The organism is Caulobacter sp. ErkDOM-E (assembly GCF_048541895.1).
GTDB lineage: Bacteria > Pseudomonadota > Alphaproteobacteria > Caulobacterales > Caulobacteraceae > Caulobacter.
This window is the reverse complement of record NZ_CP183331.1, coordinates 219856-241914: the sequence shown is the minus strand read 5'-3', so window position 1 is coordinate 241914 and position 22059 is coordinate 219856. Positions and strand designations below refer to the sequence as shown.

The following is a 22059-nucleotide window of genomic DNA, read 5'->3' as shown; positions in this document are numbered from 1 at the left end:
TGGAAGCCGGCTTGGACGCCCGTCATCCGCCAGACCAAAAAATCCGAAGTCAGACCCCGTCGTCGGGAATGTTCAGCAGCTTGCCGCACGCCTTGCAGTGCACGGCGTCCGGATCGTGCCGCCGCAGGCCGCAGTCCGGGCAGGGATGGATGACCTTGTGCGGCCGCAGGATCGACTGGATCAGGCCGATGAACAGCGAGACCCCGCCCAGCATGGTGGCGATCGACAAGAGCTTTCCCCACACGCCGGGCAGGGTGACGTCGCCATAGCCGGTGGTGGTCAGGCTGGTGACCGTGAAATACAGCGCATCGACATAGCCGGCCACGCCGTCATGCCGCCCCGCGAAGCTGGAATAGACAAAGCCGGTGATCACGAACACGAAGGTCAGCAGGGAGGCGGCCGCCTTGGCGATCTCTTCCACTCGCGTATTGTCATAGCGCTGGCCCACGGTGCGCCAGAAGAACTCGCTGTGCACCAGCGTCCACAGCCGCACCACCCGCAGGAAGCCCAGGTTTAGCAGCCAGGCGGGGAACAGCAGGGTGGCCAGCACGAACAGGTCCACCCAGACGATGGGCTTCTTCAGCCAGGCCTTCAGGTCGCCATGGGCGATGGCCCGCGCGGCCATGTCCAGCGCCAGGAAGGCCGCCACCGCATAGTCCAGCACATAGTAGGTCAGGCCGTGATCGCGCATGGCCGGCGCGGCGATGAAGAAGGCGATGATCAGCAGATCGACGATGATGATCGCATAGCGGAACGTCACCGCCGTAGGCGAGGCCCCATGATAGAGGGCGCGAAGCCGGGCGCGGAGGCGGAAACCCTCTTGGTTTTTGGTCTTCAAGCGCCGCCCCTTCCGGTCACACTGTCAGGTCAAATGATCGCGGCGCGCGCCGGGCTCTGACTTGGCGGCGGTTTTCCACTATATAGCCCCACCATGAGCCGCACCTTCGTCAAGATGAACGGCCTCGGCAACGACTTCGTCGTCATCGAGACCGCCAGCCAGTCCTTCGAACCCACGCCCGAGGCGATCCGCGCCATCGCCAACCGCGGCGACGGCGGCGTTGGCTGCGACCAGGTGATCGCCATCGATCCGCCCCGCAGCGCGGGCGCCTCGGCCTATGTGCGGTTCTGGAATTCCGACGGCGACGCGGTCGGCGCCTGCGGCAACGGTACGCGCTGCGTGGCCTGGCTGCTGATGCAGTCGTCGGGCAAGGATTCGGTGGCCTTCGACACCGACGGCGGCCGCCTGTCGGGCCAGATGGCCGGCGACAAGCGGGTCACGGTCGACATGGGCCAGCCGGGCCTGGACTGGACCCAGATCCCCCTGTCCGAAGAGATGAACACCGAGCGGGTCGAGCTGCAGGTCGGTCCGATCGACGCGCCGCTGGTCCACACCCCGGTCTGTGTCTCGATGGGCAATCCGCATGTGGTGTTCTTCGTCGACGCGCCGGTCAGCGACGCCTTCGCCACCGGGACCGGTTCGCTGGTCGAGCATCACCCGCTGTTCCCGCAAGGCGTCAATGTCGGCTTCGCCCACATCGCGGCGCGCGACCACATCAAGCTGAAGGTCTGGGAACGCGGCGCGGGCCTGACCCTGGCCTGCGGCACCGGCGCCTGCGCCGCCCAGGTGGCCGCCGTGCGCCGGGGCCTGACTGACCGCATCGCCACCGTCGAGTTCGAGAGCGGCAGCCTGGTCATCGAATGGCGCGAGGCCGACGGCCACGTGATCATGACCGGCCCCATCACCCTGGACTACACCGGCAAGCTGCCGGAGAAGGTCGCCGCATGAGCCTCCACCCTGCCCTCGAGGCCGGCAAGACCGCCGTCATCACCGGCGCCGCCGACGGCATCGGCCTGGCCGCCGCGAAGATCTTCCGCGAGTTGGGCCTCAATGTGGTCATGGCCGACGTCACCGGCCGCAAGCTGAAACAGGAAGCCGAGGCTATCGGCGCGATCGCCGTGCCCACCGACGTCGCCGACCGCGCGGCGGTCGAGGCCCTGAAGGCCGTCGCCCTGGAAAAGTTCGGCGCGGTCGATGTGCTGATGAACAATGCCGGGGTCGGCGGCGGCGGCGACGCCTTTGCCGGCGACGACGCCTGGAGCCGCATCCTCGACGTCAATCTGTGGGGCGTGATCAACGGCTTGCAGGTGTTTGGAGAAGAGATGGCCCTGTCGGGTCGCCCCGGCCTGATCATCAACACCGGCTCCAAGCAGGGCATCACCCAGCCGCCCGGCGACACGGCCTATAATGTCTCCAAGGCGGCGGTGAAGGCCCTGACCGAAGGCCTGGCCCACACCCTGCGCCAGACCGAAGACTGCCAGGTCACCGCTCACCTGCTGATCCCCGGCTACACCTTCACCGGCATGACCAAGCGCGGTCCGGGCGGCAAGCCCGACGCGGCCTGGACGCCCGAGCAGGTGGTCCACTTCATGCTGGCCCGCATCGAGGCCGGCGACTTCTACATCCTGTGCCCGGACAACGACGTCACCCGCGCCGTCGACGAGAAGCGCATGGCCTGGGCCATGGGCGACATCATCGAAAACCGCCCGGCCCTGTCGCGCTGGCATCCCGACTGGAAGGACGCCTTTGCGGCGTTCATGGACCGGCCGTGACCACCTACACCGTCATCTCGCGCCCGCCGACGCCCAAGCCCGCTGTTGGCGAGGAAGGCGGACCTGCGGTGGTCTCGTCCGGTCCGGACGGCGTTGACGTCGTCACCTTCGGCTGCAGGTTGAACGCCTATGAGTCAGAGGCTATCCGGGCCCGCGCTTCCGCCGACGGCCTGTCGGACGCTGTGGTGTTCAACACCTGCGCCGTCACCAACGAGGCCGTGCGCCAGGCGCGGCAGGCGATCCGCAAGGCGCGGCGCGAGCGGCCCGACGCCCGGCTGATCGTCACCGGCTGCGCCGCCCAGATCGACCCCGCCGCCTTCGCCGCCATGCCGGAAGTGGATCTGGTGCTGGGCAACGCCGAAAAGGCCGCGCCGGGCGCCCTGCTCGACACCTCCACCCGGGTGCGGGTCAACGACATCATGTCGATCAAGGAGACCGCCGGTCACCTGATCGCCGGCCTCAAGGACCGCGCCCGGGCCTATGTCGAGGTCCAGAACGGCTGCGACCACCGCTGCACCTTCTGCATCATCCCGTTCGGACGCGGCAATTCGCGCTCGGCCCCGGCCGGTGAGGTGGTCGACCAAGTCCGCCGCCTGGCCGCCGAGGGCTATAACGAGGTGGTGCTGACCGGCGTTGATGTGACCTCGTGGGGAACCGATCTGCCGGGCCAGCCGACGCTGGGCCAGCTGGTCGGCCGGATCCTCAAGCTCGTCCCCGAGTTGCCGCGCCTGCGCCTGTCGTCGATCGACGCGGCCGAGATCGATCCGGATCTGTTCAAGCTGCTCGAGACCGAGCCGCGCCTGATGCCCTATCTGCATCTGAGCCTGCAGGCCGGCGACAACATGATCCTCAAGCGCATGAAGCGTCGCCATAACCGCGAGGATGCCCTCAAGCTGGTCTCCGAGGTGCGCCGCGTGCGCCCCGACACCGCCTTCGGCGCCGACCTGATCGCCGGCTTCCCGACCGAGAGCGAAGAGGCCTTCGAAAACACCCTGAAGCTGGTGGAAGAAGCGGGTCTGGCCTTCCTGCACGTCTTCCCCTACAGCGCCCGCCCCGGCACGCCGGCCGCGCGGATGCCGCCGGTCAAGGGCCCGGTGATCAAGGACCGCGCCCGCCGTCTGCGTGAAGCGGGCCAGGCGGGTCTGGAGCGCCACCTGCAGCGCCAGGTCGGCCGGGTGCTGTCGGGCCTGGTCGAGCGCGACGGCGTGGCCCGGGCCGAGGACTTCACCGAGATCGCCTTTGCGGGCGAAGCGGCTTCGGGCCAGATCCTGGCCTTCCGCGTCACCGGCCACGACGGGGCGCGGGTGATCGCCGAGCTGGCGGCATGAGCCTGAGCGGCGGCTGCCAGTGCGGCGCCGTCCGCTTCCGCGTCGACGGCGAACCCGGCCGCGCCTCGATCTGCCATTGCCGCATGTGCCAGAAGGCCTTCGCCGGCCCGTTCGGGGCGCTGGTGACGGTCGAGGTGGCTAACCTGACCTGGACGCGCGGCGCGCCGACCCATTTCCAGAGTTCGGATCAGATCAAGCGCGGCTTCTGCGCCGCCTGCGGTACGCCCCTGTCCTTCGCGTGGAGCGCTGACAAGATCGACCTGGCGGTTTTCGCCTTTGACGACCCGTCAGCGGTTGAGCCTGGGGTTCAGCTGGCCGTCGAGAGTCGGCCGGCCTGGATGGATCATCTGGCGCAGATGCCGGTGCGGCCGCCGATGGGGCCGGGCGGTGCGGTGGCGTCGCGCCAGCACCCTGACCACGACACCTAGGGGCCGCCACTTGTTCCCGAAGTGGGAATTCGTCGTCGCGACCTTCAACCTCAGGGCAAAAGGATTCCTGCGGGCCTTCTGCAGGGTCCACGTCCTCCGCCACAGCCATGAAAAAACCGGGCCGGACAGGGTCCGACCCGGTTCTTCTTCAGATCGCCCGGCGGACCGGGCGAGCGCTTAGGCGCCTGCGCCGGGCGCACCCGGAAGGGCGGGCGCGTTGCGGGTCTTCCACAGCGACCAGCCGACGCCGGCCGCCAGGATGGCGAAGGTAATCGACAGCGACAGGGCGGCAGGGAACTTCTCCCAGCCCAGGGCGTCGGCGACGAAGATCTTGCCGCCGATGAACACCAGCAGCACGGCCAGGGCCTGCTTGAGATAGGCGAAGCGGTGCAGCACCGCCGCCAGGGCGAAGTACAGCGCCCGCAGGCCCAGGATCGCCATGATGTTGGAGGTGTAGACAATATAGGGATCGGTGGTGATGGCGAAGATGGCCGGCACCGAGTCAACGGCGAAGACCAGGTCGGCCAGCTCGACCAGCACCAGGGCCAGGAACAGCGGGGTGGCCAGGCGGGCGGCCTTGCCGGTGCGCGAGTCGATGCCCTTAACGAAGAAGCGGTCGCCTTCCAGCTTGTCGCTGATCGGCATGACGCGGCGCAGCCATTTCAGGGCGGGGTTATTGGTCAGGTCCATGGGCTTATCGCCCGCGAACAGCATCTTCACGCCGGTCAGGATCAGGAAGGCGGCGAAAATGTACAGCACCCAGCCGAACTGGCTGACCAGGGCCGCGCCGACGCCGATCATGATGGCCCGCAGCACGATCACGCCCAGCACGCCCCAGAACAGCACCCGGTGCTGCAGGGCCGGCGGGATGGCGAAGAAGCCGAAGATCAGGGCGATGACGAAGACATTGTCGATCGCCAGGCTTTTTTCGATCACGAAGCCGGTCAGATATTCGACCCCGGCGGTCGCGCCCAGCTGCATCCAGACCAGGCCGCCGAAGCCCAGTCCCAGGCTGATATAGACCGCCGACATCAGCAGGCTTTCGCGCACGCCGATCTCGCGGGTCTTGCGGTGCAGGACGCCGAGGTCAAAGGCCAGCAGGGCCACGACGGCCAGCATGAAGCCCGCCCACATCCAGAGCGGTTTGCCGATCACCGGCAGGGTCAGAAAATCCATGGTCTTGTTCAGGCCTTTAGGCCCGCCGGATCTCAAGCGCTAAGGCTGATCACGGCGGGCGGGTTTTGCGGAAACGCGGTAGAACTTGCGCCCTCTTCGACCGGACGGTTGCGCCAGGATCGAAAGAGAAGTTCCTTAAATCAGTTACTTAGAGGTCTAGCCCTAGACTCGAATGTCCAGCAGGCCCCGGTTCAGGGGGCGCGGCGCCGGCGCGTGTTCGATGCGGTCCGCCGGCGTCACCGGCTTGGCGGTCGGCTGGCTGGCGTGGGACGCCGCCTGCACCAGGACCTGCTGGGCCAGTTGCAGCGAGACCCAGGGTGTTGGGGGAGCATAGCCGCCGACTCTCATCGCCGGCCCGCCGTGGTGATCAGGTCGAACTGGATCGGATCCAGCGACAGCAGGGCGCAGATCCCCAGCAGGACGTCGCGCTCCTCGGCGTCGAGCCCGCCGTCGGCGGTTGCGACGGCGCAGGCGCAGTTGACGACCACCCGGGCGACGTCATCGCGACCGCGCAGGCGGCGGATCGCCAGCTCGGCCTCAAGCCGGGCGGCTTCCGGATCCTGTTCGAAGCGCTGGTCCAGGGCCTCGAAGACTTCCAGGGCGTCGTCGATCCCGAAGACCGTCAGGGCCGCCAGGCCGCGCATGCGCTCCAGCATGCGGCCGCGCTCGTCCGGCGTGACCCAGCCGTCGGCCTGGGCCACCAGGGCGCAGGCGGCCACCAGGGCGTCCAGCTGATCCAGCTGGGCCGGCGTCCAGGCGTCGGTGAAGCGCGCGCGTGTGGCGTGAATGGGGTTGAAAGACATCTGTGCTCTCCTCTGTTGGGAGGGCGCGCCCGATACCGGGCTTGCTGGGCTCTTGGGGGGGAACAGCCCGTTGGACCCGGCATCGAGCGCACCCGATGCGGTCCGACATCACGATCGCGCCATTCGGCTGCGAGGTTCGTCAGAGGGGCCCGGCCCGCAACAGACAGATTGTAGGCGTGGGCCGGGCGCGCAAGAGGCGCAGCGGATTTTTTCGCACGACCCGTCGTTTTTTTTCTGCGCGGCCGTCCTTCGAACAGGCGCTCAGTCCGCAGCCTTGTCCTCACCGCCCACAAACCCCGGCAGGCTCCAGCCCAGCTTGATCGCCGCCGCCCGCAGGCCGAAGGCCGCGACGAAGCCCGCCAGACCTGCCGGCCAGAAGCCCAGGCCCAGCAGGTCCAGCACCGTGAACACCGACGCCCCCAGCAGGGCGGCGGTGATGTAGATCTCCCGGCGCAGCAGCAAGTTGGGCTCTTCGGCCAGCACGTCGCGGATCACGCCGCCGAAGGCGGTGGTCAGCACGCCCATGACCACGGCCGTGAACGGATGAACGCCCAGGCTCAGGGCCTTGGCGGCGCCGACCACGGAAAAGGCGGCCATGCCCAGGGCGTCCAGCCACAGCAGGGCGCGAAACCGCCAGCCGCGCTTGCCCAGCAGCCACACCACGGTCGCAGCCGCCAGGCACGCCAGGATATAGCCGGGCCGCTGCACCCAGAATACCGGCGCCCCGATCAGCAGATCGCGCAGGGTGCCGCCCCCAACGCCGGTGATCGCCGCGAAGAAGCCGAACGTGATGATGTCGTGCTTGCGCCGCGCCGCCGCCAGCGCGCCTGTGGCCCCGAACACGGCGGCGGCGGCGTAGTCCAGCCAGAAGAGGGTCGTCGCCAGAGGGTCCATGGTCGGGTCGAGAAGCGGGTCCATGGCCGTTCATGCCACGGCCGGCTCTGCAGCGGAAACCATGGGCCGGTAATATCTGATTTACACTTTCGCCCGTTCCCCTAAAGGAGCGCTGATGAACGACAAGCCCGCGCAGAAACAAGGCTGGTTCCAGCGCCTCACGTCTGGCCTGACCCGGTCTTCCCAGGCGATGACCGAGCAGGTCACCGGGGTCTTCACCAAGAAGCCCCTGGACCAGGAACAGCTGGACGCCCTGGAAGAGATGCTGATCGAGGCTGACCTGGGACCCCAGATCGCCGCGCGCATCACCGACGCCTTCGGCAAGGCGCGGTTTGGCAAGTCGTCGACCGAAATCGAAGTCAAGGAAGCCCTGGCCGAGCTGGTCGCCGCCGAACTGGCCGACCGCGAGGGCCGTTTCGATCCGCTGGGCGGGCCGCGTCCCTATGTGGTGCTGTTCATCGGCGTCAACGGCTCGGGCAAGACCACCACGCTTGGCAAGATCGCCGCCGACCTGACCGAGAAGGGCGCCCGCGTCCTGATCGCCGCCGGCGACACCTTCCGCGCCGCCGCCGTCGAGCAGCTGAAGGTCTGGGCCGACCGGGCCGGGGCCGACTTCATGTCCAAGCCCACCGGCTCCGACGCCGCCGCCCTGGCCTATGAGGCCGTCGAACGGGCCAAGGCCGAGCACTATGACGTGGTGCTGATCGACACCGCCGGCCGCCTGCAGAACAAGCAGGGCCTGATGGACGAGCTGCTCAAGGTGATCCGGGTCGTCAAGAAGGTCGATCCCGACTATCCGCACGAAACCCTGCTGGTGCTGGACGCCACAGTCGGCCGCAACGCCCTGGCCCAGGAAAAGATCTTCGGCAACCAGGTCGGCGTCTCCGGGATTGTCATGACCAAGCTGGACGGCACCGCGCGCGGCGGGGTGCTGGTGCCGGTGGCCCAGGCCAGCGACAGCCCGATCAAGCTGATCGGCGTGGGCGAGGGAGTCGAGGATCTGCAACCCTTCGACGCCCGCGCCTTTTCGCGCTCGCTGGTCGGGCTGGAGGACTAGGCCATGGACCAACAGCAGACCCACAAGAAGCGCGCCGCCTGGGTGCGCACCGCCGTCGACTACGGCGCGCCGATCGCCTTCGCCATCGCCTATTTCACCACCAAGGACTTCCAGACCGCCACCTGGGTGCTGGTCGCCGCCTCAGGCGTGGCCCTGGTCGTCGGCTATGCCGTCGAGCGTCGCGTAGCCCTGTTGCCGCTGTTCTCCGGCGTCATGGCTCTGATCTTCGGGGCCCTGGGCCTGATCTTCCACAGCGACGTGTTCGTGAAGATCAAGGTCACCGTCGTCAACGGGGCCCTGGCGGGCTTCATGATCGGCGGCGCCCTGATGAACCGCGCGCCGCTGAAGGCCCTGATGGGCGAGGCCATGCAGCTGCCCGACGCGGCCTGGCGCACCCTGACCCTGCGCTACGGCGCCTATTTCGCCTCGGCCGCCATACTGAACGAAATCGTCCGCCTGACCCAGGACACGGAGAACTGGGTGAAGTTCCGGGTCGCCCTGCTGCCGCTGGCGATCATCTTCTCCCTGACCCAGGTGCCGTTCATGATGAAGCACATGGCCAAGGGCGACGAGCCGGCCCCGCCCGAGCCGCCAGACGCAGGCTTCTAGGCGCCGGCTTCCAGGCGCCGACCCGCCGGTTTTCCGCGCACCGGAGCGAAGGCCGTGGCGGCTTGCGCCGCCCACGGAGTATTGTCGTTAAATCGACGTGTAACGATGATAGTCTCTGTCCGTCGGCTGAAAAGACGAAGGCGAGCCCATGTCCAAGACGAAGGTCGAGAAGAGCGGCGGTTTGCTGGAGCGATCGCCCAGCCATCTGTTGCACAGGGTGCTGCAGCTGGCGCTCGACATCTACGCCGAGGAATGTGGCGCGGCCGGCGTCACTCAGCGCCAGTTCGCCGTGCTATCGGCCGTGGCCCAGAACGAGGGCGTCACCCAGACGGCCCTGGTCAAGGCCACCGGCATCGACCGCTCGACCCTGGCCGACATGGTCGCCCGGATGATCGCCAAGGGCCATCTGGAACGTCAGCGCTCTGATCAGGACGCCCGCGCCAACAGCGTGCGCCTGTCGCCCTCGGGCCGGGCCATGCTGGAAGAGGTCGCGCCGATGGTCACCATGGCCGACGCGCGGATCCTGGCCCTGCTGAAGCCCGGCAAGCGCGAGGGCTTCCTGGACCTGCTGGCCGACATGGCCGGCGCGGATCTGCATCCGGCGGTCGACATCGAGCCGGCCAAGCTCAAGAAGGCCAAGGCCGAGAAACCGAAAAAAGACAAGAAGCCCAAGAAGGACAAGGCCGCCAAGAAGGCGGCCTGAGGGTTTTCTAGACCACGATGTTGAGCAGAGAGCCCGGGCGCAGAACCTTCTGCGGCTGGGCGTCCGGCTGCGTGAACGGCCGGGCCGGCGCCTGGCGCTGCGGCTGGGCCTGGGCTTGAGCCTGCATCTGCACCGAAGCGGCGGCCTGGGCCGGGCGCGTGGGCGCAGCGTCGCCCAAGGCCGCCTGGAAGAAGGCCGAACGCGTCGCCGCGCCGCCCGACGCGGGCGTCGAGGCGGGTCTGGCGGGGGCCGAAGGCCAGCCGGCGGGACGGACGGTGCTCATGACTCGAAGTCTAACATGGTTAACTGAAAGTCTGCGAGCATGGTCAACGTCGGGTTAACGCCAAAGCGCCGCGACGTGTCAGCGCACCTAACCCAACCCCGCTCTCCCCGGCGAAGGCCGGGGTCCAGTTTCATCCTGAGCGGTTGGGGATGACGCGCCTTCGGCATCGCCAGATCGACCACATCCCTGGGCTCGATCTGGATCCCGGCCTTCGCCGGGAAGAGCGGACTAGCGCGCCTTCGCCAGCAGATCCTCGGCCGCGTCGGGCGTCAGGGGGCCGGTGTGCTTGGCCAGGATCATGCCGTCGGAGCCGACCAGATAGGTCTCGGGCACGCCGGTGACGCCGAACTCAAGGCCTGCGGCGCCGCTGCGATCCACCAGCCGAGCGGCGAAGGGGTCGCCCAGGCGGGTCAGGAAGGCCTGGGTGTTGGGCGGGGCGTCCTTGTAGGCGACGCCGATGATCTTCACGCCCTGGGCGTTCAGCGCCATCAGCTGCGGATGCTCGATCTCGCAGGGCGCGCACCAGGAGGCGAAGAAATTGACCAGCACCGGGCCGCCCTGGGTGACATCCTTGAGGGCGGTCGGCTGCCCGCTGGACAGCTCTGGCAGGGTCAGGGCCGGCATCGGCTTGCCGACCATGGCGTGGGGCGAGACCTTGGGGTCGCGCTTGAGGGCGTAGCCGGCGAACAGCAGCGCCAGGGCCGCCAGTACGATCAGCGGCGTGAAGGCCAGCCAGCGCTTCAAGGCCCGACATCCTTGGCGGCGTCCAGCTGCGCCTGCAGGCGCTCCAGCTCGACCTTCCAGCGGCGGGCCTGGGCCAGGCTGTCGAGGATCATCCAGCCAAAGGCGACGGCCGTGATCCCGAAGGCGGGCCAGACATAGATCGCGTATTTTCCGGCGTCGAAATCCATCTCAGCTCCCCGCCTCTAGGTTTCAGCGATCCGCAGCGCCAGGGCGCGGGCCTTGCGCCGCCAGACCAGGGCGCGGATCCGCACCAGCCACAGCGACCCGAAGGCTGACAGATAGGCCAGGGTCATCAGGGCCCAGGGCCACAGATAGACGGCCGGCAGCCGGTCTTCAGGCTGGGCGAACAGGGTCGAGGACCCCTGGTGCAGGGTGTTCCACCAGTCGACCGAGAACTTGACCACCGGCAGGTTGATCAGGCCGACCAGGGCGAGGATGGCGGCGGCGCGGGCGGCCTTCTGCTCGTCCTCCAGCGCGCCGCGCAGGGCCAGGTAGCCCAGATAGAACAGGAACAGCACCAGCACCGAGGTCATCCGGGCGTCCCACTGCCACCAGGTCCCCCACATCGGCTTGCCCCACAGCGAGCCGGTGACCAGGGCCAGGGCCGTGAACACCGCGCCCAGCGGCGCGCAGGCGCGAGCGGCGGCGTCGGCCAGGGCGTGGCGGAAGATCAGGGCCAGCAGGCTGGAAACGCCCAGGAACAGATAGACCATCATGCTCATGATGGCGGCGGGCACGTGGATGAACATCATCCGCACCGTGTCGCCCTGCTGGTAGTCCTCGGGGACCGTGAAGGTCAGATACAGGCCAATGACCGCCAGCACGGCGGCGATGGCCCCGAACATCGGCGCGGCCCACCGCGAGAAGGCCATGAACCGCTCGGGGTTGGTCAGGAAATCAAACGGGTGTCGGGCGTCCATGGATTGCTGATTAGAGCTCCCGATGAACGCCCGCAATTAGTATCGACCCTTATCAGCGTCCAGAACCCGACGTTCGCAGGCGCTCGTGGCAAGCCCGGAGCGAACGTCGGGTTCGAAAAGGACGCTAGCAAGCCTATATTTTCTAGTGTGCTTTTGGATTTGAAGTTCGCTCGGAGCCAGATCCAAGCGCTTGGCGAACTTCAGATCCAGCACACTAGCCGGCCTTGTGCTTCATGATGGTCTTGCGTCCTTCCCGGTGCTCCCCCTTCGGCGCACCGTCGTGGCGGATGTCGAGGTGTTTGACGATCATGCGCGGGCCGCCGCCGTGCGGGCCCAGGGCGTCGAAGGCCTTTTGCTGGCTGGGCGACAGGGCCGCATAGAAGGCCTTGGTCGCCGAGGCGCGCTTCTGGAAGGTCTCGGCCATTTTCGTCATGTGGGCGGCCTGCCGGTCGAGGCGCTCGGGCGTGGTCAAAGGCTTGTCGTCGCCCTCGTCCTTGCTGTCCCACTTCATGGCGTCAGCCATCTTCTGCGGCGCGGTGGCCTCGACATAGGCCTTCAGGGCGCCGTCCTGGTCGGGGCGCAGCTGCAGCACGTCGCGCAGGTGCTTGGCATGGGCTTCCGGATCGGCGGGCTTGCCGTGATGCCTCATCGCCATGTCGTGGCCGCCCATCATCATGGCGTCCAGGGGCGGCAGCGGCGGCAAGGGCGGCAGCGCGGGGGGTGGCGGAGGCGGCGGCGGCGGCATCTGGGCCATGGCGGCCCCCGCAGCGGCGGTGATGGCGAGAACGGCGCTGGCGGCCAGGGCCAGGCGGCGCGTGGACTTCTGCATGATGGTTTCTCCCTCGGAACCAGATCTGGCGAGAGCTTGGCCATCGGCTTGTGGCGCGAAAATGTCAGTTTGAATGAACAATATTACAGGTTTGACGGGGAGGGGCAGACCCTTCACCGCCAACAGCCCTGTCATCCCGGCCGCAGCGAAGCGGAGAGCCGGGACCGCCGGAAGCGCCGAGCTCGCCGCGGTCCCGGATAGCCTCTGCGAGGCTTCCGGGATGACAGAATGACCTAGTCCAGCGCATTCCTGCACGCCGCCGCCATGGCCAGGGGGCTTAAGGCCACCGCCGCCGTGCAATAGGCCAGCATCAGAAACAGGCCGCCCGTCCACGGCAGGCCGCCGGCCAAAGCGTCCAGGGCGCCGGCCCCGAAGATCACCGGCGGCACATAGAGCGGCAGCACGATCACCGCCACCAGCAGGCCGCCGCGCCGGCTGCCCAGGGCCAGGCTGGCGCCCAGCCCGCCCAGAAAGGCGAAGGCCAGGCCGCCGAACAGGCCGCACAGCACCAGCAGCGGAATGATCTTGGGATCGGCGCCCAGGGCCAGGGCCGCGACGGGCGCCGCCAGGGCCAGGGGCGCGCCCGAGGCCAGCCACTGGGCCAGGCACTTGGCGACGGCCACCGCTTCCAGCGAAGCCGGACCCAGGCTCAGGAGGTCCAGCGCCCCGTCCTCGAAATCGCGTTCGAACAGGCGCTCCAGCGACAGCAGGGCCGACAGGGCCAGGGCCAGCCAGGCGATCCCCGGGGCGATGGCGGCCAGTTTTTCCGGCGCGCGGCCGGTGGCCATCGGCAGCAGGGTGACCACGCCGGCATAGAAGGCCAGGGCCAGCAGCGGCCCGCCGCCCTTGCCCCAGGCCAGGGCCAGTTCGCGGCGCAGCAGGATCAGGAAGGTGGTCATGCGCCCACCTCCGCCCCAATGGGGACCACGCGCGCGGCCACCGGCAGGGGATCGTGCACGGCGGCCAGGATCATGCCGCCGCCCACCAGGTGCTCGGCCATCAGGGCCCCGAAGGTCAGGCGATGGGTGGAGTCCAGCGGCGCCATCGGCTCGTCCAGCAGCCACAGGGTGCGCGGACTGGCGACCAGCCGGGCCAGGGCCAGGCGGCGACGCTGGCCGGCCGACAGGCGGCGAACCTCCAGATCCAGCAGGCGCACCAGATCAAACCGCTCGGCAGCCTGGCGGGCCGTGGCCGGCGAGCCGCCGCACCACAGGGTCTGGAACCGCAGCTCTTCCCAGGCCGTGCGCGTGGATTTCAGGCCGTCCTGGTGGCCGACCATGTGCAGATGCTCGGCGCGGGCGGTCTCCGGCTCGTGATCCTCGAAGACGATCTGGCCGGCTTCAGGCCGCAGCAGGCCGGCCACGGCGCGCAGCAGGCTGGTCTTGCCGGCCCCGTTGCGACCGGTCAATTCCACGGCTTCGCCCGCGTCAATCCGCAGATTGAAGCCCGAAAACAGTCGTCGTTCGCCGCGAGACACGGCCAAATCTTTAATGAGAACAGTTCTCAACATGCCAAGACCTTGTCCCGCGCATGGACGTTGAACATTAGCAGCGCTAAGAAGCCCTCGGCCGTCCCCCTCCAGCTTGTCAGGGGACGCGGCGCGGGGATGGACGCTGTGGGTCCGCCTCGATCGCGCGATCCCGGGAGTGGTTTTCGGGCGGCCGTGGACAGAGAAGGGATCTCCCGAATGGCGTCTGTTGACAGCCTTAAAGCCCGCCGCGAACTGATCGTCGGTGGCAAGACCTACGTCTATTACAGCCTTCGCGCCGCTGAGGAAGCCGGTCTGACCGGTGTTTCTTCCTTGCCGGTCTCGATGAAGGTGCTTCTCGAGAACCTGCTGCGCAACGAAGACGGCGTGTCCGTCGACGAACCCGACCTGAAGGCAGTGGCCGCATGGCTGCAGAACAAGGGCGCCGTCGAGCACGAAATCAGCTTCCGTCCCGCCCGCGTGCTGATGCAGGACTTCACCGGCGTTCCCGCCGTGGTCGACCTGGCCGCCATGCGCGACGCCATGGTCGCTCTCGGCGCCGACCCGGCCAAGATCAACCCGCTCAACCCCGTCGACCTGGTCATCGACCACTCGGTGATGGTCGACAATTTCGGCGACGCCAAGGCTTACGACGCCAACGTGGCCCGCGAATATGAGCGCAATATCGAGCGCTATCGCTTCCTGCGCTGGGGCTCGTCGGCCTTCAACAACTTCCGCGTCGTGCCCCCCGGCACCGGCATCTGTCACCAGGTGAACCTGGAATATCTGGCCCAGACCGTCTGGACCAATGAGGTCGAAGGCGAAAACTTCGCCTATCCCGACACCGTCGTCGGCACCGACAGCCACACCACCATGGTCAACGGCCTGTCGGTTCTGGGCTGGGGCGTGGGCGGCATCGAGGCTGAAGCGGCCATGCTGGGCCAGCCGATCCCGATGCTGATCCCCGAAGTCGTCGGCTTCAAGCTGACCGGCGCCATGCCGGAAGGCGCGACGGCCACTGACCTGGTGCTCACCGTCACCCAGATGCTGCGCAAGAAGGGCGTGGTCGGCAAGTTCGTCGAATTCTACGGCGACGCCCTGGCCAACCTGACCCTGGAAGACCAGGCGACCATCGCCAACATGGCTCCGGAATATGGCGCGACCTGCGGCTTCTTCCCGATCTCGGCCGCGACCATCGCCTATCTGAAGGGCACCGGCCGCGAGGCCGCCCGCGTCGCCCTGGTGGAAGCCTATGCCAAGGAACAGGGTCTGTGGTGGGAGCCGGGCACGCCCGAGCCGACCTTCACCGACACCCTGGAACTGGACCTGTCGGTCGTCCTGCCGTCGCTGGCCGGCCCCAAGCGCCCGCAAGACCGGGTTCTGCTGACCGACGCCGCGTCCAAGTTCGCCGAGTCGCTGGCCGGTGAATTCGGCAAGGCCGAAAACCCCGAGCTGCGCGCCCCGGTCGAAGGCGAGAACTTCGACGTCGGTCACGGCGACGTGGTCATCGCGGCCATCACCTCGTGCACCAACACCTCCAACCCCTCGGTGCTGATCGCCGCCGGCCTGCTGGCCAAGAACGCGGTCGCCAAGGGTCTGAAGGTCAAGCCGTGGGTGAAGACCTCGCTGGCCCCCGGCTCGCAGGTGGTCACCGACTATCTGCTCAAGGCCGGCCTGACCAAGCACCTCGACGCCCTGGGCTTCAACCTGGTGGGTTACGGCTGCACCACCTGCATCGGCAATTCGGGCCCGCTGCCGGAAGCCATCAGCAAGACCATTGCTGACCACGATCTGGTCGCCTGCTCGGTGCTGTCGGGCAACCGCAACTTCGAAGGCCGCGTGAACCCCGACGTTCGCGCCAACTACCTGGCCTCGCCGCCGCTGGTGGTGGCCTACGCCCTGGCCGGTTCGATGAAGATCGATCTGGCCACCCAGCCGCTGGGCCAGGACAAGAAGGGCAACGACGTCTTCCTGAAGGACATCTGGCCTTCGAACGAAGACATCGCCGTCCTGCAGCGCAAGTCGGTCACCGAAAAGATGTTCGCCAGCCGTTACGGCGACGTCTTCAAGGGCGACAAGAACTGGCAGGGCATCAAGATCACCGGCGGCCAGACCTACGCCTGGGAAGGTGACTCGACCTACGTCCAGAACCCGCCCTACTTCCCCAACATGTCGATGACCCCGACTCCGGTCACCGACATCGTGGAAGCCCGCGTCCTGGCCGTGTTCGGCGACTCGATCACCACCGACCACATCAGCCCGGCCGGTTCGATCAAGACCTCCAGCCCGGCCGGCCAGTACCTGGTCGACAACGGCGTGCAGCCCATCGACTTCAACGGTTACGGCGCGCGTCGCGGCAACCACCAGGTCATGATGCGCGGCACCTTCGCCAATATCCGCATCCGCAACCGCATCACCCCGGACATCGAAGGGGGCGTCACCAAGCACTTCCCGTCGGGCCAGGTGATGTCGATCTACGACGCGGCCATGAAGTACCAGGAAGAGGGTCGCCCCTCGGTGGTCTTCGCCGGCAAGGAATACGGCACCGGCTCGTCGCGTGACTGGGCCGCCAAGGGCACCAAGCTGCTGGGCGTCCGCGCGGTGATCACCGAAAGCTTCGAGCGCATTCACCGCTCGAACCTGGTCGGCATGGGCGTTCTGCCGCTGCAGTTCATCCAGGACGGCTGGCAGAAGCTGGAATTGACCGGCGAGGAGATCGTCTCGATCCGCGGCCTCACCGATCTGGCCCCGCGCAAGCAGCTGATCGTCGAGCTCTATCGCCCGACCGACGGCCGCATCGCCCGCTTCCCGGTCCGTTGCCGCATCGACACCCCGACCGAGCTTGAATATTTCAAGAACGGCGGCGTCCTGAACTACGTGCTGCGCAACCTGGCCAAGGCCGACTAACGCAGCGCCGGCATCAAGGAAACGGCCCGCCGGAGCGATCCGGCGGGCCGTTTTCGTTTGTGGCGCGAACTTTCGCAAAAGAACTTGGCCTTCACGGCCTCGTGAACGGCCTAGACCCGCGATCTTGGCTTAAGTGGCGCGCAATGCGTAAGGCCGCCCTTTCCCTGTTCTGTCTGGCTCTCTCGGGCCTTGCCGCCACCTCCGCCTGGGCCGCCAAGGCCCCGGTGGTCCGGCTGCCCGTGGTTGTCGAGCTGTTCACGGCCCAGGGCTGCTCGTCCTGCGGCAAGGCCAACCAGCTGGCCGCCGACCTGGCCCAGCGCGACGACGTTCTGGCCCTGACCTATTCGGTCGACTACTGGGACTATCTGGGCTGGAAGGACACCTTCGCCAAGCCGGTCTTCGCCGAGCGCCAGCGGGCCTATGTCAAGAAATTCGCCCTGCGCGACGTGCCCACGCCCCAGATGGTGGTCGGCGGCCGCGTCCAGGCCTCGGGCGCCAAGGCCGAAGCCGTCGAAGACCTGATCAAGACCGCCGCCAAGGCCCCGTCCAATCCGCCGGACATGGAATTTGTCGGCAAGACCCGCGTCGCGGTCGGCTCGGGCCCCGCCCCGCGCGGCGGCGGCGAGGTGTGGCTGGTGCGGTTTGATCCGCGCGAGCAGGAGATCGCCGTCAAGCGCGGCGACAACAAGGGCCAGACCCTGGTCCACCGCAATGTGGTGCGCGAGCTGGTTCGGCTGGGACCGTGGTCCGGCCGTCCCAAGCTGTACCGCCTGCCGGCGGCCGCAGACGCCGAGCTGCAGACGGTGATCATCGTCCAGGGCGCCAAGGGCGGCCGCATCATCGGCGTGCTCGACACCGCCGAGCGCTGATCTAGGCCCCGCACAGCAAAAACCCGCGCGACCGAGGGGGCAATCGCGCGGGCTCTTTTGGAGAGGGCTTGTTCGTCAGCAAACCGGTTCGAAACCGGAGAGGGCTGGGGGGGCTGTTCAGGGCCCCGATCCCGAAGCCGGTCGGCTGACCCTTGCTTTATCGGGTCCGAAACAGGCGCGACCACGACCAAACCAAGGTCCTTTCAAGGCGGCAGGCCAGGCCTGCGGCCTGGCGACGAGGCAGCAAAAAGCCCGCGCGGTAGGGGGGAAGGACCGCGCGGACTCATTGGGGGGATGGTTAGCTCTGTCGGCCGACCGGCCCGCGATCAAGGGGGGCTGGGGGGGCTGTTCAGGATCCAGGACCGTGAGATGTCCGATCAGCCGACACCGATAAACTGGCCGACCAAACAGGCGGCCGAAGGTCGAAAATAAGGTCCTTTCGCGGCGCGTCGTGACCGTCATGTAGCAATTTCCCGAGGCGTGACCGCCACGCCACGCTCGCCAAACCGGGCGGACTGGGGTTAGGATTCGTCCGATGGCGTTGGATCCGCAGTTTCCGTCCGCCCCCTCGCCCGGTGGCGTGACCTTCTTCGAGCGGCGCGAGCTCGATACGCTCATGCGCCTGTATGGCCGCATGGTCGCCGCCGGCGAATGGCGCGACTACGGCATCGCCGGCCTGTCCGACTGCGCGGTGTTCTCGATCTTCCGCCACGCGGCCGAGGCCCCGCTCTATCGCGTCGAGAAGCGCCCGGCCCTGGCCCGCAAGCAGGGCGCCTGGGCGGTGATCGGCCAGGGGGGCATGATCCTCAAGCGCGGCCACGAACTGGCCCAGGTGCTGAAGCTGTTCGAGAAGGGCAAGTTCTCGGTGGTCGACTGAGGGCTAGAACGTAAACGCCAGCTTGGCGCCCACGAACCGGCCGTCATTGTCATAGCCGCGCGCCGTGCCCATGCCGCTAAAGTCGGCGCTGGGCTTGAGGCCGCACAGCACCCCGGCCGAGGCCACGGGGCCGTCGCCCGCGATGCGGCTTTCCACCGAGGTCCTGGCGATCCCTCGGGGCAGTTGCACGGGGGCGTTGGCGTAGCGCACCGGCACAGACAGATCCGGCCTGGAGTTCTGCATCGCCGCGTCCCGCGTCAGCGACATCATCGGGGCCCTGGCCGGGATCGCATAGGGCTTGAGGCCCACCGCCTCGGCGTGAGCGCCGCCGGTGGTGGCGATCAGGATCAGGCCGGCCAGAAGGGTCAAGGCGCGCATCAACAAGTCCTCAGAACTGTCCCCGCCGCCAGCATGGTCCCGACCGCCCGGCCCGTCGAGGCCCGCCCACGAAAAAGCCCCGGCGGTGTCCCGCCGGGGCTTCGTCGTTTCAGACTTCACTCAAGCCTAGTTGCGGTTGCCGAACAGCGACAGCAGGAACTGGAAGAGATTGACGAAGTTGATGTACAGGCTCAGCGCGCCGAAATTGGTGGCCACGCTCTGGGCTGCGGTGTCGCCGCCCAGTTCGTAATAGGTCATCTTCAGGCGCTGGGTGTCATAGGCGATCAGGCCCGAGAAGATCAGCACGCCCAGGACGTTGATCGCGAAGACCAGGGCCGGGCTCTTGAAGAAGATGCTGACGATCGAGGCGATGACCAGGCCGAAGACGCCCATGATCAGGAAGCTGCCGAAACCGGTCAGGTCCTTCTTGGTGCTGTAGCCGAACAGGCTGAGACCGCCGAAGGCCGCCGCCGTGACGAAGAAGGTCGAGGCGACCGACTCGCCGGTGTAACGCAGGAACACCGAGCCCAGCGACGCGCCGATCAGCGAGACGATGGTCCAGTACAGGGCGCCGGCGGTCTGGGGCTTGGGGTTGCGCAGGGCGAAGCCGGCGACCAGAAGCAGGACCAGCGGCGCGAAGGCCACGATCATGTAGATGGGCGTCACGCCGATCAGACGACCGCCCTCGACCACGAACATGAGGTCGCGGACCGCCGGAACGGAAGACGTGATGTAGGCGAGAGCGCCCGACAGGACGAGGCCCAACGCCACTTTGTTGTAGACGCCGAGCATGAAGCTGCGCAGGCCGGCGTCAACCGACATGTCGGCGCGATCCACCGGGATCGAGCGCGCATAGCCGCGGTTGAGGTCGTTCATCGAGGGAAAGCCCTTCTGATTGATCGCGTCCGAAATGGACGCCATACCAATATTGGCATGGGCGGGGCTTCGCGCAAGGGACGGCTGTTGCAGGCCGCGCCGGACCGCGTAATTAGGCCAGAGCAAACAAAAAAGGGCGGACGCGCGAATGGATTATTCGGAACTGGGACGGACCGGCGTGATGGTCTCGCGCTGCTGCCTGGGCACCATGACCTGGGGCTCGCAGAACAGCGAAGAGGAGGCCCACGCCCAGATGGACTACGCGCTCGAGCGCGGGGTCAATTTCTGGGACACGGCCGAGATGTATTCCAGCCCGCCCGATCCCAAGACCCAGGGCAATACCGAGCGCCACATCGGCGCGTGGCTGAAAAAGACCGGCAAGCGCGACCAGATCGTCCTGGCCTCCAAGGTGGCCGGTCGCGGCAGCGCCTTTGGCGGCCTGACCTGGATGCGCGCCGACGGCGCCTCCACCCGGCACACCCGGGCCCAGATCGACGAGGCGGTTGAAAACTCTCTCAAGCGCCTGAACACCGACTATCTGGACCTCTACCAGCTGCACTGGCCCGACCGTCCGGTGCGGGTGTTCGGCGGCCAGACCTTCAAGGATTATGAGCAGGACTACGAGACCTTCGGCGACATCCTCGAGGCCCTCGACGCCCACGTGAAGAAGGGGACGATCCGCGCCATCGGCGTCTCCAACGAGTTCCCGTGGGGCGTGATGCGCTTCCTGGCCGAAAGCGAAGGTCGCGGCCTGCCGCGCATCGCCTCGATCCAGAACGCCTATCACCTGGCCAACCGCACGTTCGAATACGGCCTGGCCGAGATCGCCATGCGCGAACAGGTCGGGCTGCTGGCCTATTCGCCGCTGGCTCAAGGCGCCCTGACCGGCAAATATCTGGACGGCGCCCTGCCCGAGGGTTCGCGCAAGGCGCTCTATAACCGCATGCAGCGCTATGAGGGCCCGGGGGCGGAAGCCGCGATCCGCGCCTATGTCGACCTGGCCGGCAAGTTCGGGATCGATCCGGCTACGCTGGCTCTGAAGTTCTGCGACGCGCGCCAGTTCGTGACCTCGACGATCATCGGCGCCACCTCGATGGACCAGCTGAAGGTCGCCATCGACGCCTTCGACCTGACCTGGACCGACGAACTGGAAAAGGCCGTCAACGCCATCCACGCCGCCCAGCCCAACCCCTGCCCCTGACATCCATGCTGCGCCTGTTCACCGCCATCGCCGTGCCGCCCGAAATCGGCCAGGGCCTGCTGACCCGTCAGCACGGCATCGAGCACGCGCGCTGGCGGCCACAGGAGGCCTTTCACATCACGCTGAAGTTCATCGGCGATGTTCAGGAGCCGGTGGCCGCCGAACTGGACGAGGCCCTGGCCCAGATCGAGGCCCCGGCCTTTGATCTGGAGCTGGTCGGCGTCGGCCATTTCGGCGAGGGCGTCGAAATCCACGCCGTCTGGGCCGGCGTGGGGGAAAGCCGCGACCTGCGCGGACTGGCCAAGGCCAACGAACGGGCCGCGCGCGAAGTCGGCCTGAAACCCGAGGCGCGGCTCTACACCCCGCATGTCACCCTGGCCTATCTCAAGCGTCCGGCCGTTCCCGAGGTCGGCGCCTGGGTCCAGGCCAACAACCTGCTGCATTCGCCGCCGTTCCGCGTGGAGCGCTTCGGGCTCTATTCCAGCTGGCTGGGCGGCGAGGGCTCGGCCTATCGGCTGGAGCGGGAGTATCCGCTGGGCTGAGACCACGGGGATTGCGATCGCGCCGTCCCCGGATAGGCGCGGGGATTTGAAACCTTCTCCCAGAGGGAGAAGGAGGGGCCCGCGCCGCAGGCGTGGGAGGATGAGGGGTTTGCGAAGCCCTTCCGGACAGGGCAAGATCCCAGGTGCGACAACGGTTTAGGGTGTAACCCCTCACCCTCCCACGCAAGCGTGGGTCCCTCCCTCTCCCTCTGGGAGAGGGTCGATAGAACGGGGACTTGCGCGGGCGTGCAGCAAACTTATCCGACGCGCTGAAACCTCCCGTATTCTGTCCTCACCTCGTCGCGAGGAAAGGGCGCAAGGCCAGCGACCATTGCGGCGGCGGGGGGTGATCGAGCGGGGCTGGGGTCGAGGGGGATACTCGACCGGTCCGGGGATCCTGGCGTTGCAGGACCCGCCCGCCGTCGGCGTGGATGGGGATCAAGGCGAGTGTTGGTCAGAATTGGCCCCACGCCCCCCGACCTTCGTTCTGCCGGGGAAACCCGACAGGCGAGTTCCGGTAAGGCCCCAACTGGGCCACCCGCTGGGACGCTGACGGA

Annotated in this window: 26 protein-coding genes and 1 pseudogene; 12 read left to right on the top strand and 15 right to left on the bottom strand. The window is 67.5% G+C overall.

The genetic code is table 11. The annotated features are described in order from the left end of the window. Window positions 1-49: 49 nt before the first annotated feature. Window positions 50-838 (bottom strand): potassium channel family protein, encoded by a 789-nt coding sequence (locus ACN2C7_RS01285; RefSeq protein WP_419319385.1) that lies wholly within the window; start codon window positions 836-838, stop codon window positions 50-52. Between the two features lie 93 nt (window positions 839-931). Here ACN2C7_RS01285 and dapF point away from each other — a divergent pair, with 93 nt between their 5' ends. Genes dapF through ACN2C7_RS01265 form a run of 4 tightly spaced genes read left to right on the top strand, consistent with a single transcriptional unit; the run spans window position 932 to window position 4366 of the window. After that, window positions 932-1786 (top strand): diaminopimelate epimerase, encoded by an 855-nt coding sequence (gene dapF / locus ACN2C7_RS01280; RefSeq protein ID WP_419319384.1) that lies wholly within the window; start codon window positions 932-934, stop codon window positions 1784-1786. After that, a complete protein-coding gene (locus ACN2C7_RS01275; protein ID WP_419319383.1) occupies window positions 1699-2610 on the top strand; it encodes an SDR family NAD(P)-dependent oxidoreductase in 912 nt (303 codons plus the stop codon). Before dapF ends, ACN2C7_RS01275 begins: the two co-directional genes overlap by 88 nt. After that, window positions 2607-3938: a tRNA (N(6)-L-threonylcarbamoyladenosine(37)-C(2))-methylthiotransferase MtaB gene (gene mtaB / locus ACN2C7_RS01270; RefSeq protein WP_419319382.1), complete on the top strand. Its 1332-nt coding sequence runs from the start codon at window positions 2607-2609 to the stop codon at window positions 3936-3938. The genes ACN2C7_RS01275 and mtaB overlap by 4 nt, the downstream gene beginning before the upstream one ends. Further along, the gene (locus ACN2C7_RS01265; RefSeq protein ID WP_419319381.1) at window positions 3935-4366 is read left to right on the top strand and encodes a GFA family protein; all 432 of its coding nucleotides are present in this window, start codon (window positions 3935-3937) and stop codon (window positions 4364-4366) included. The genes mtaB and ACN2C7_RS01265 overlap by 4 nt, the downstream gene beginning before the upstream one ends. A 177-nt stretch (window positions 4367-4543) precedes the next feature. Here the strand turns inward: ACN2C7_RS01265 and ACN2C7_RS01260 are convergent, their stop codons facing one another. The 4 genes from ACN2C7_RS01260 to ACN2C7_RS01245 all read right to left on the bottom strand — a co-directional run bounded on the left by ACN2C7_RS01260 (window position 4544) and on the right by ACN2C7_RS01245 (window position 7263). Continuing rightward, window positions 4544-5554 (bottom strand): TerC family protein, encoded by a 1011-nt coding sequence (locus tag ACN2C7_RS01260; RefSeq protein ID WP_419321519.1) that lies wholly within the window; start codon window positions 5552-5554, stop codon window positions 4544-4546. A gap of 150 nt (window positions 5555-5704) precedes the next feature. Next, complete coding sequence (locus ACN2C7_RS01255; RefSeq protein WP_419319380.1) at window positions 5705-5890, bottom strand: hypothetical protein; 186 nt, start codon at window positions 5888-5890, stop codon at window positions 5705-5707. Continuing rightward, a complete protein-coding gene (locus ACN2C7_RS01250; RefSeq protein ID WP_419319379.1) occupies window positions 5887-6345 on the bottom strand; it encodes a tellurite resistance TerB family protein in 459 nt (152 codons plus the stop codon). The genes ACN2C7_RS01255 and ACN2C7_RS01250 overlap by 4 nt, the downstream gene beginning before the upstream one ends. A gap of 261 nt (window positions 6346-6606) precedes the next feature. Then, a complete protein-coding gene (locus tag ACN2C7_RS01245; RefSeq protein WP_419319378.1) occupies window positions 6607-7263 on the bottom strand; it encodes a trimeric intracellular cation channel family protein in 657 nt (218 codons plus the stop codon). A gap of 91 nt (window positions 7264-7354) precedes the next feature. Between ACN2C7_RS01245 and ftsY the strand changes: the two genes are divergently transcribed. From ftsY to ACN2C7_RS01230, 3 genes are all read left to right on the top strand, one after another. Beyond that, window positions 7355-8296 carry a signal recognition particle-docking protein FtsY gene (gene ftsY, locus ACN2C7_RS01240; protein ID WP_419319377.1) on the top strand — a complete coding sequence of 314 codons (942 nt, stop codon included), beginning with the start codon at window positions 7355-7357 and terminating at the stop codon, window positions 8294-8296. A gap of 3 nt (window positions 8297-8299) precedes the next feature. Then, window positions 8300-8905, top strand: a complete 606-nt coding sequence (locus ACN2C7_RS01235) for an inner membrane-spanning protein YciB (RefSeq protein ID WP_419319376.1) — start codon at window positions 8300-8302, stop codon at window positions 8903-8905. A 148-nt stretch (window positions 8906-9053) separates the two neighbouring features. Next, window positions 9054-9608 (top strand): MarR family winged helix-turn-helix transcriptional regulator, encoded by a 555-nt coding sequence (locus ACN2C7_RS01230; protein WP_419319375.1) that lies wholly within the window; start codon window positions 9054-9056, stop codon window positions 9606-9608. A gap of 7 nt (window positions 9609-9615) precedes the next feature. Here the strand turns inward: ACN2C7_RS01230 and ACN2C7_RS01225 are convergent, their stop codons facing one another. The 7 genes from ACN2C7_RS01225 to ccmA form a co-directional block, all read right to left on the bottom strand. Then, window positions 9616-9891, bottom strand: a complete 276-nt coding sequence (locus ACN2C7_RS01225) for a hypothetical protein (RefSeq protein ID WP_419319374.1) — start codon at window positions 9889-9891, stop codon at window positions 9616-9618. Between the two features lie 228 nt (window positions 9892-10119). Beyond that, the gene (locus ACN2C7_RS01220; protein WP_419319373.1) at window positions 10120-10635 is read right to left on the bottom strand and encodes a DsbE family thiol:disulfide interchange protein; all 516 of its coding nucleotides are present in this window, start codon (window positions 10633-10635) and stop codon (window positions 10120-10122) included. Beyond that, window positions 10632-10802, bottom strand: a complete 171-nt coding sequence (gene ccmD / locus ACN2C7_RS01215; RefSeq protein ID WP_419319372.1) for a heme exporter protein CcmD — start codon at window positions 10800-10802, stop codon at window positions 10632-10634. Before ccmD ends, ACN2C7_RS01220 begins: the two co-directional genes overlap by 4 nt. Window positions 10803-10817: 15 nt before the next feature. Continuing rightward, complete coding sequence (gene ccmC, locus ACN2C7_RS01210; RefSeq protein WP_419319371.1) at window positions 10818-11555, bottom strand: heme ABC transporter permease CcmC; 738 nt, start codon at window positions 11553-11555, stop codon at window positions 10818-10820. A 214-nt stretch (window positions 11556-11769) separates the two neighbouring features. Next, window positions 11770-12384 (bottom strand): Spy/CpxP family protein refolding chaperone, encoded by a 615-nt coding sequence (locus ACN2C7_RS01205; protein WP_419319370.1) that lies wholly within the window; start codon window positions 12382-12384, stop codon window positions 11770-11772. A 233-nt stretch (window positions 12385-12617) separates the two neighbouring features. Then, on the bottom strand, window positions 12618-13283 hold the full coding sequence (ccmB, locus tag ACN2C7_RS01200) for a heme exporter protein CcmB (protein ID WP_419319369.1): 666 nt from the start codon (window positions 13281-13283) through the stop codon (window positions 12618-12620). Further along, window positions 13280-13894 carry a heme ABC exporter ATP-binding protein CcmA gene (gene ccmA, locus ACN2C7_RS01195; RefSeq protein ID WP_419319368.1) on the bottom strand — a complete coding sequence of 205 codons (615 nt, stop codon included), beginning with the start codon at window positions 13892-13894 and terminating at the stop codon, window positions 13280-13282. The genes ccmB and ccmA overlap by 4 nt, the downstream gene beginning before the upstream one ends. 177 nt (window positions 13895-14071) lie before the next feature. Between ccmA and acnA the strand changes: the two genes are divergently transcribed. The 3 genes from acnA (at window position 14072) to ACN2C7_RS01180 (ending at window position 18505) form a co-directional block, all read left to right on the top strand. Continuing rightward, window positions 14072-16759 carry an aconitate hydratase AcnA gene (acnA, locus tag ACN2C7_RS01190; protein WP_419319367.1) on the top strand — a complete coding sequence of 896 codons (2688 nt, stop codon included), beginning with the start codon at window positions 14072-14074 and terminating at the stop codon, window positions 16757-16759. A gap of 143 nt (window positions 16760-16902) precedes the next feature. Continuing rightward, window positions 16903-17628: a DUF1223 domain-containing protein gene (locus tag ACN2C7_RS01185; protein ID WP_419319366.1), complete on the top strand. Its 726-nt coding sequence runs from the start codon at window positions 16903-16905 to the stop codon at window positions 17626-17628. A 535-nt stretch (window positions 17629-18163) separates the two neighbouring features. Continuing rightward, the gene (locus ACN2C7_RS01180) at window positions 18164-18505 is read left to right on the top strand and encodes a DUF2794 domain-containing protein (RefSeq protein ID WP_419319365.1); all 342 of its coding nucleotides are present in this window, start codon (window positions 18164-18166) and stop codon (window positions 18503-18505) included. 3 nt (window positions 18506-18508) lie between these two features. Here ACN2C7_RS01180 and ACN2C7_RS01175 read toward each other — a convergent pair whose 3' ends face one another. Both ACN2C7_RS01175 and ACN2C7_RS01170 read right to left on the bottom strand, forming a co-directional pair. Further along, window positions 18509-18883 (bottom strand): hypothetical protein, encoded by a 375-nt coding sequence (locus ACN2C7_RS01175; RefSeq protein WP_419319364.1) that lies wholly within the window; start codon window positions 18881-18883, stop codon window positions 18509-18511. A gap of 126 nt (window positions 18884-19009) precedes the next feature. After that, on the bottom strand, window positions 19010-19759 hold the full coding sequence (locus ACN2C7_RS01170; RefSeq protein ID WP_419321518.1) for a Bax inhibitor-1/YccA family protein: 750 nt from the start codon (window positions 19757-19759) through the stop codon (window positions 19010-19012). Window positions 19760-19907: 148 nt separating this feature from the next. Here ACN2C7_RS01170 and ACN2C7_RS01165 point away from each other — a divergent pair, with 148 nt between their 5' ends. Both ACN2C7_RS01165 and thpR read left to right on the top strand, forming a co-directional pair. After that, complete coding sequence (locus tag ACN2C7_RS01165; RefSeq protein ID WP_419319363.1) at window positions 19908-20960, top strand: aldo/keto reductase; 1053 nt, start codon at window positions 19908-19910, stop codon at window positions 20958-20960. Between the two features lie 5 nt (window positions 20961-20965). Then, window positions 20966-21502 (top strand): RNA 2',3'-cyclic phosphodiesterase, encoded by a 537-nt coding sequence (gene thpR, locus ACN2C7_RS01160; protein ID WP_419319362.1) that lies wholly within the window; start codon window positions 20966-20968, stop codon window positions 21500-21502. A gap of 171 nt (window positions 21503-21673) precedes the next feature. On the opposite strand, the pseudogene ACN2C7_RS01155 reads toward thpR, so the two are convergent. Continuing rightward, window positions 21674-21938: pseudogene (locus ACN2C7_RS01155) on the bottom strand (hypothetical protein); the annotation flags it as partial. Window positions 21939-22059 lie beyond the last annotated feature (121 nt).

Coding starts and splice junctions, on each gene's coding strand:
- dapF (WP_419319384.1), top strand. CDS start 932: ATGAGCCGCACCTTCGTCAAGATGAACGGCCTCGGCAACGACTTCGTC.
- ACN2C7_RS01275 (WP_419319383.1), top strand. CDS start 1,699: ATGGCGCGAGGCCGACGGCCACGTGATCATGACCGGCCCCATCACCCT.
- ACN2C7_RS01265 (WP_419319381.1), top strand. CDS start 3,935: ATGAGCCTGAGCGGCGGCTGCCAGTGCGGCGCCGTCCGCTTCCGCGTC.
- ACN2C7_RS01255 (WP_419319380.1), bottom strand. CDS start 5,890: ATGAGAGTCGGCGGCTATGCTCCCCCAACACCCTGGGTCTCGCTGCAA.
- ACN2C7_RS01250 (WP_419319379.1), bottom strand. CDS start 6,345: ATGTCTTTCAACCCCATTCACGCCACACGCGCGCGCTTCACCGACGCC.
- ACN2C7_RS01245 (WP_419319378.1), bottom strand. CDS start 7,263: ATGGACCCGCTTCTCGACCCGACCATGGACCCTCTGGCGACGACCCTC.
- ftsY (WP_419319377.1), top strand. CDS start 7,355: ATGAACGACAAGCCCGCGCAGAAACAAGGCTGGTTCCAGCGCCTCACG.
- ACN2C7_RS01235 (WP_419319376.1), top strand. CDS start 8,300: ATGGACCAACAGCAGACCCACAAGAAGCGCGCCGCCTGGGTGCGCACC.
- ACN2C7_RS01230 (WP_419319375.1), top strand. CDS start 9,054: ATGTCCAAGACGAAGGTCGAGAAGAGCGGCGGTTTGCTGGAGCGATCG.
- ACN2C7_RS01225 (WP_419319374.1), bottom strand. CDS start 9,891: ATGAGCACCGTCCGTCCCGCCGGCTGGCCTTCGGCCCCCGCCAGACCC.
- ccmD (WP_419319372.1), bottom strand. CDS start 10,802: ATGGATTTCGACGCCGGAAAATACGCGATCTATGTCTGGCCCGCCTTC.
- ccmC (WP_419319371.1), bottom strand. CDS start 11,555: ATGGACGCCCGACACCCGTTTGATTTCCTGACCAACCCCGAGCGGTTC.
- ACN2C7_RS01205 (WP_419319370.1), bottom strand. CDS start 12,384: ATGCAGAAGTCCACGCGCCGCCTGGCCCTGGCCGCCAGCGCCGTTCTC.
- ccmB (WP_419319369.1), bottom strand. CDS start 13,283: ATGACCACCTTCCTGATCCTGCTGCGCCGCGAACTGGCCCTGGCCTGG.
- ccmA (WP_419319368.1), bottom strand. CDS start 13,894: ATGTTGAGAACTGTTCTCATTAAAGATTTGGCCGTGTCTCGCGGCGAA.
- acnA (WP_419319367.1), top strand. CDS start 14,072: ATGGCGTCTGTTGACAGCCTTAAAGCCCGCCGCGAACTGATCGTCGGT.
- ACN2C7_RS01185 (WP_419319366.1), top strand. CDS start 16,903: ATGCGTAAGGCCGCCCTTTCCCTGTTCTGTCTGGCTCTCTCGGGCCTT.
- ACN2C7_RS01180 (WP_419319365.1), top strand. CDS start 18,164: ATGGCGTTGGATCCGCAGTTTCCGTCCGCCCCCTCGCCCGGTGGCGTG.
- ACN2C7_RS01175 (WP_419319364.1), bottom strand. CDS start 18,883: ATGCGCGCCTTGACCCTTCTGGCCGGCCTGATCCTGATCGCCACCACC.
- ACN2C7_RS01170 (WP_419321518.1), bottom strand. CDS start 19,759: ATGAACGACCTCAACCGCGGCTATGCGCGCTCGATCCCGGTGGATCGC.
- ACN2C7_RS01165 (WP_419319363.1), top strand. CDS start 19,908: ATGGATTATTCGGAACTGGGACGGACCGGCGTGATGGTCTCGCGCTGC.
- thpR (WP_419319362.1), top strand. CDS start 20,966: ATGCTGCGCCTGTTCACCGCCATCGCCGTGCCGCCCGAAATCGGCCAG.